The 4952-nt window shown below is 60.3% G+C and carries 5 protein-coding genes; all 5 read left to right on the forward strand.

The annotated features are described in order from the left end of the window. A partial coding sequence (locus NUW23_13310) for an ABC transporter permease (protein MCR4427138.1) occupies nt 1-979 on the forward strand: 979 nt, incomplete at its 5' end. Further along, nucleotides 976-2439 carry an ABC transporter permease gene (locus NUW23_13315; protein MCR4427139.1) on the forward strand — a complete coding sequence of 488 codons (1464 nt, stop codon included), beginning with the start codon at nt 976-978 and terminating at the stop codon, nt 2437-2439. The genes NUW23_13310 and NUW23_13315, both read left to right, overlap by 4 nt. Continuing rightward, the gene (locus tag NUW23_13320; protein MCR4427140.1) at nt 2436-3434 is read left to right on the forward strand and encodes an ABC transporter ATP-binding protein; all 999 of its coding nucleotides are present in this window, start codon (nt 2436-2438) and stop codon (nt 3432-3434) included. Before NUW23_13315 ends, NUW23_13320 begins: the two co-directional genes overlap by 4 nt. Beyond that, nucleotides 3422-4447, forward strand: coding sequence for an ABC transporter ATP-binding protein (locus NUW23_13325; GenBank protein ID MCR4427141.1), 1026 nt, complete (start codon nt 3422-3424; stop codon nt 4445-4447). The genes NUW23_13320 and NUW23_13325 overlap by 13 nt, the downstream gene beginning before the upstream one ends. 114 nt (nt 4448-4561) lie before the next feature. Next, nucleotides 4562-4952, forward strand: a 391-nt coding sequence (locus tag NUW23_13330; protein ID MCR4427142.1) for a hypothetical protein, incomplete at its 3' end; no start/stop codon positions are given.

The raw sequence follows: 4952 nt of genomic DNA on the forward strand, positions 1-4952 counted from the left end.
TTTCAGGGCCTATATACTGAGGCGTCTCTTCTACGCACTCATCGTCTTGTTTGTGATCCTTACGTTCAACTTCGCCATCTTCCGGCTCATGCCGGGGGATGCAACGAAGATGATCATCGACCCCAATTTCACTCCCGAAGCCAAAGCGGAACTGAGAAGGCAGTATGGCTTGGACGATCCCCCTTTGGTCCAGTACTGGAAGTACATCACTTCTCTCGCCAAGTTCGACATGGGGCTTTCCTTCTCGACCAGACGGTCGGTGGCTGGCGAGCTGATGGAGAGGCTTCCCAACACCATAGTGCTCTTTCTTGCCAGTTTCGTCCTCACGGCAACGGTGGGCATGGCGGTCGGGGTCTATGCAGCAGCCCGCCGAGGGACGTTCGTAGAGAGCTTCGTCACCGGGGCCGGGCTCTTTGCATACGCGGTCCCGGGGTTCTTCATCCAGTTGCTGCTTCTGATGCTGTTCGGGTACTACATTCCTATACTCCCCATACACGGGACCATAAGCGCACCCCCTCCCGATGGGCTATTCCTTCAACTGCTGGATAGGCTCCACCACCTCATTCTCCCGGCCGGCAGCCTCACGATAATCGGCTTCGGATCCTGGGCGCTCTACACCCGGAACACGATGCTCGAGGCCTTGGGGCAGGACTACATAGTCACGGCCCGCGCAAAGGGCCTGACCAGGCGGAGCATCCTTTACCGACACGCGCTCAGAAGCGTGCTGCCGCCCATCGTCACGCTGATCTTTATGTCCCTCCCAGGCATGGTCACCGGCGCCGTGATCACGGAGAGCATATTCTCGTGGCACGGGGTGGGGAAGTACCTTCTAGACGCGGTCCTCCAGCAAGACTACCCTGCCGCACAGGGGGCCTTCTACCTCATAGCCTTGGCGGTCATCATCTCCAACCTCCTGGCTGACATCGCGTACGGACTCGTCGACCCCAGAATCCGAGTAGGGGCAGGTGCTGCAAGATGAACAAGCGGGTGACAGCGGCCGGTTGGAGACAAGCCGGGACCAGGGGCAACGGCCCGGGGACCCCAGGTTTCTGGGCACAGTACAGACGGAAACCTTACGGGATGATCGGCCTCGGCATAGTGATTGTGTACATACTGGCGGCGATCTTCGCGCCGCTGCTTACGCCCTACAACCCGATGAAGGACTTCTACCTTGCAGACAGGATGGCCGCTCCTTCCTGGGCGGGCTCGGTGATGTCCAGGTTCCGCGGTGCGCCCCCGACCTTCAAACGAGTGATCGGGGCCAGAGACTGGCATGTGGAGGAGGAGACGGACGCCCGGCTTTCCGGAACGCAGATCGAAGGCGAGCATATGACCGTGGTCGAACTGACGCCTCCGGAAGACGACCCATTCGAGCAGGCGAGGTTGGTGAGCAGCTACGTCATTCACTATCCATACAACCCTCCGCAGACCTTCGACATAAAGTTCGAGTACTCGATCGAGGCTCCGGATGATGCATCGACACAGCTCCGGATCGAGTTTGAAGCTCCCGACGGAAGCCGGAGGAACCTGTGGCGGTCCAGCGCCTGGGGAAGCAGCGATGTTCGCGAGGTCACACTCGACGCGAGAGATCTCGACTTCAAGATGAACTTGGGAATGGGGCTGTTTGACGACCCCGCAACCGTGCTGTTCTCCAAGCAAGGCGACTACCGGCTAGTTTTCACTGCGAGCGCGACGGGGTCGGGCCCTGTTGCTGTGAGGATGAGCCCGATGACATTCGGGGTGCTTGGCCTGCTCCACGGGCCACTGGGGGCTGACCACATGGGCGCTGATCTGTGGGCACAGCTAGTCTACGGAGCACGTCTTGCATTGCTGATCGGGCTTTCGGCGGCGTTGATTGCGGTGGCCATAGGGACGAGCGTCGGGATCATCAGCGGGTATGTGGGCGGGGCTGTTGACGAGATCCTGATGAGAGTGGTGGATGTGCTGCTTGCCATTCCCACTTTGCCCATTCTGATAGTCCTCGGCGCGTTTCTGGGCAAAAGTGTGTGGAACATCGTCATCCTCGTGGCGGCGTTTGCGTGGATGGGTACAGCCAGGCTCGTCCGGTCTCAGACCCTCTCATTGAAGGAGCGGACTTTCGTTGAGGCGGCGAGGGCGGGGGGTGCTTCGGCCTTCTACATTATGACTTCGCACATTCTGCCGAACGTGCTGCCACTGGTATTCGCCGCGTTGGTGCTCAGGATCCCGGCAGCAATCCTGATGGAGGCTGCCTTGAGTTTCCTCGGGCTGGGCGATCCCAGTGTGCCCACGTGGGGGCGGATGCTTCAGAATGCAAGGAGTTTCGGGGCATTCACGACCCTTGCCTGGTGGTGGCTGATTCCCCCGGGGATATCGCTGACGTTTCTGAGTCTTGCGTTCGTGTTCATTGGAAACACGGTGAATGAGATCTTCAATCCGCGTTACAGGGAGAGATCGTGAGCATGGCCCTACTTGAAGTCAAGGACCTGAAGATGTACTACCGGACTCTCCGCGGAAATGTCCGTGCGGTCGACTCCGTGAGTTTCTCGCTTGACCGCGGCCGGGCGCTTGGGATCGCTGGGGAGTCCGGATGCGGGAAGTCAAGTATGGCCACGGCCGTCTTGAGACTCCTCCCGAGCAATGGAGCGATCATGGGAGGATCGGTCTTGGTAGACGGTCAGGACGTGCTCGCGATGTCGGAGGAGGCTTTCCGCAAGAGCATCCGGTGGAAGCGCGTGTCCATGGTGTTCCAAGGGGCCATGAACGCTCTCAATCCGGTCCATCGCGTCGGGGAGCAGATTGTCGAAGCGGTCATGGCTCACGAGGATATCTCGCGAGAGAAGGCTGTTAAGCGGGCGCATGAGCTTTTTGAGCTGGTGGGGATCAACCCGAAGCGCTACGGGGAGTACCCGCACGAATTCAGCGGGGGCATGAAACAGAGGGTAGTGATAGCGATGGCCCTCGCCTGTTATCCTGACCTAATCATCGCAGACGAGCCCACTACGGCTTTGGACGTGATGGTCCAGGCACAGGTCCTCCGGGCCATGGAGGAACTGAGGAAGAAACTGAACCTATCCATGATGCTCATAACCCACGACCTTGCAGTCATCGCACAGACGTGCGACGACGTGGCAATCATGTATGCCGGTAAGATCGTCGAGTGTGGGAGCGTCATGGATGTCTACCTCAAGCCGAGGCACCCCTACACGATAGGTCTCGTTCGGGCTTTCCCCGATATCGGGGCGGAGCGGTCCGCGGTCCGGTCGGTGCCGGGGTTCCCCCCGAATCTCCTATCCCCTCCTTCGGGGTGCAGGTTCCATCCTCGGTGCCCTCTCGCTGACGTCGAGTGCCAGCAGGAGGAACCCGCATCGCACGACATCTCAGGCAGCGGGCATCTGGTTGCCTGCCACAAGGCCAGCACGATCGAAGAGGGGGTGGACATATGGGCGCAGTAGGGGCCAACCCCGTGGAAGCTCTTCTGAACGGTGAACCCATCCTCGAAGTCCGGAACCTCGTCAAGCACTTCCCTGTGAGGAGGGGGTTAATCCAATCGCTGCGCGGCGGACCCATCATCGCCCTCCGGGCCGTTGATGGCGTGAGTTTCAGCGTGCGAAAAGGCGAGATCTTCGGGGTCGTAGGCGAGTCCGGGTGCGGCAAGACCACACTTGCCAGGACAATTCTGCGCCTGACAGAGCCGACGTCAGGTTCGGTGAGGCTCGAGGGCACTGATGTCTTCGGACTTGGCCAGGGCGAGCTCAAAAGACTCCGCCGGAAGATGCAGATTATCTTCCAGGACCCGTACGAATCCATGAACCCCCGGATGGACGTGTTCACGGTGATCTCTGAACCTCTGAGGATCCAGGGGCTCATAGGGAACCGCCGGGATGCCCTTCCCATTGTCGAGCGGGTTCTCGAGGACGTGGAGATGACTCCGCCAGAGGAGTACATCCCCCGCTATCCCCATGAGCTCTCGGGTGGACAACGGCAGAGAGTTGCCGTGGCCAGGGCACTCGCTCTCGATCCCGATTTCATCGTGGCGGACGAGCCTGTCTCCATGCTGGACGTGTCCATACGCGGCGAGATTCTCAACCTGATGCTGAACCTCGCCCGTGGCCGTGGAGTGACGTTCGTCTACATTACGCACGACCTCGCCACAGCAAGGCACATATGCGACAGGATCGCCGTCATGTACTTGGGAAAAGTCGTTGAGGAAGGACCGACGGACAGGATCGTCAAGAACCCGGCGCACCCGTACACCAGAGCCCTGATCGGAGCAGTCTTCGTCCCGGATCCCAGGCGTCGAGGGTTCGGCCAGGTTATGAAGGGCGAGGTCCCGAATCCGGTCAACCCCCCATCCGGATGCAGGCTGCATCCAAGGTGCCCCCTGACGAAGGACATCTGCAAGGAGACTGAGCCGGAGTTTCGAGAGGTGGAGAAGGGGCACAGGGTCGCGTGTCACTTGGCCTGAGATAGTCACTCTCGTCAGGGTGAGGCAGAGGAACCCAAAGCCACCTCGCGCACCGAACACGTGCCCACGGCATATACTGGGTCGGAAGGCACGGTCGCAAGTGAGGTGGTTCTTATGTACAGCGCCGGCGCTGACTGCGAAACCAGGTACTATACGAGGGCCGATGATACTCCCGCGTCTATCGCGGAGCTGCTTGGGGTGCCGGTAGGCGGCCTCATTGAGCTCAACCCTGTACTGGCCTCCGGATGCCCACTTCCAGAAGGCTACATGATCACGGTCCCAGCCCTGCACGGGCTCGAAGGAACCGTTGTGGGAGTTTCCGACCGGCGCGAGCGCCCAGACCTCGTGCTTTTGGATCTCGGTGACGGCTCGTGTTCGTGCCTGCCCACGGCGGCATGTGCCTGGACGTCAGCCCCCGTGCTCTCGCCTGATGGACGGCTTATAGCTTACCAGGGGGCTGACGGACGGGTGCGGGTGTACGATATTGGGGCAGGTTCTGATAGTG

Source organism: Bacillota bacterium (assembly GCA_024655925.1).
Taxonomy (GTDB): Bacteria; Bacillota; DTU025; order DTU025; family JANLFS01; genus JANLFS01.

What these genes read in the sequence shown, in the direction of transcription:
- NUW23_13315 (MCR4427139.1), top strand. Translation starts at nt 976, where the DNA reads ATGAACAAGCGGGTGACAGCGGCCGGTTGGAGACAAGCCGGGACCAGG.
- NUW23_13325 (MCR4427141.1), top strand. Translation starts at nt 3,422, where the DNA reads ATGGGCGCAGTAGGGGCCAACCCCGTGGAAGCTCTTCTGAACGGTGAA.